We start from the raw sequence: 1572 nt of genomic DNA, 5'->3' as shown, positions 1-1572 counted from the left end.
CCGCCCTGGCCGCCGAACTCGGCGCGCTGCACCCCGACCAACGCGCCGCTGCCACCCACCACGCAAACATCGCCGTGCTCGCCGGACCCGGCGCTGGCAAGACCCGAGCCCTCGTCGCCCGCGTCGGATACCTACTGGCCACCACCAGCCGCCACCGCGGCGTCGCCGCCCTGACCTACACCGAAACAGCCGCCCACGAGACCACCGTGCGCCTGCACCACCTCGGACTGCACCCGGGACGCCGCCTGTCCAGCACCACCGTTCACGCCTTCTGCCTGCACCACATCCTGCGCCCCTACGGCCGCCTGATCGGCGACCCGCTTCCCGCCGACCTCACCATCCCCGACACGTCCGCCTGCAGACAGCTGTGGGACACCGCCGCCTACGAATCCGGCCTGGACGTCAACCCGAACAACCGGACCACACTGGAGCGCCTGCGCCGTCTGATCGCCGCCGGGGAGCCGATCGCCGACTACCCGCGCCAATACCCGCGCGCCGTCCGCCGCTACGAACAACTGCTCCGCGACCACGACACCCTCGACTTCGAGGCCATGACCATCCGCGTCCTCGACCTGCTGCGCGAAAGCCGCACCGCACGCGAGCAACTCGTGGCGCGCTTCCCGCATTTCGTCGTCGACGAATACCAAGACCTCGGCCCCGTCCTGCACGCCCTGGTGCTCACCTTGCTGGACGCCGGCGTGGGCATCACCGCCGTCGGCGATCCCGATCAGGTGCTCTACGCCTACCAGGGTGCCAGCCCCCGCTACCTGACCCAGCTCAGCAACCGGCCCGACTTCCAACGACTGCGCTTGCGGGTCAACTACCGTAGCGGCAGCGCCCTCATATCCGCTGGCCACGCAGTCCTCGGCGAAGACCGCGGCTACCACGCCGCACCTGGCCGCGACGACGCAGGCGCCGTCACTATCCTCCACGCCGACGGTGACGTCGACGCCCACGCGGCCCGCACCGTCGAAGTCCTCAACCACCGCCTGGCAACCGGCACACCACCCGAAGACATCGCTGTCCTCGACCGCTCCAAAGGCCCCCTGCTCGACGCCCTGACCACCGCGATCCGGGCCGCCCAGATCCCCCTCGACAGCGAAAAGCAGCGCCGCCGTCCCAGCGGTCCCCTCGCCGACCTGATCGCTGCCTGCGCCACGCGGCGACTGACCGGGCCTCTTCCCGGCCCCACCACCACAGACCTCGCAGCACCGCGCCGCAGAACAGCCGGCATTGCCCCTGCCCGAACCCTTCGCGAGCTGGCCGCAACCTGGCATCGCCAACTCCAGCTGGCCCACCACAACGATCCGGCCGACACTCAGCGCACCTTGTCACGACGCCTGGCGGCGCTCCTGGACGCCCCAGAGCGCGAAACCCCAGCCCACCCGGCGAGGATCTTCCTCGCCGCACTGTGGGACACCCTGGGAGCCACCCACCTTGCCGATCACAGCCCCGACGAACGCGACCGGGCCACGGCCCAGGCCCTGGCCGATCCCGGCGCTTTGTCTTTTACAAATCTGTCGCTGGCGAAGAAAAAGCCAGTGTTGTTAGAGGTGGTGGGCGGGTGCTTAA

General features: G+C 69.9%; 1 protein-coding gene. It reads left to right on the top strand.

All coding sequences use genetic code 11. The features are described 5' to 3' along the window. On the top strand, nt 1-1572 hold a 1572-nt coding region (locus ACFW2E_RS46605), incomplete at both ends, for a UvrD-helicase domain-containing protein (RefSeq protein ID WP_384478176.1).

Origin of the sequence: Streptomyces sp. NPDC058964 (genome assembly GCF_042741275.1) — a bacterium.
Lineage (GTDB): Bacteria > Actinomycetota > Actinomycetes > Streptomycetales > Streptomycetaceae > Streptomyces.
The sequence above is the reverse complement of the archived record's forward strand: the minus strand, read 5'-3'. Positions and strand labels throughout refer to the sequence as shown.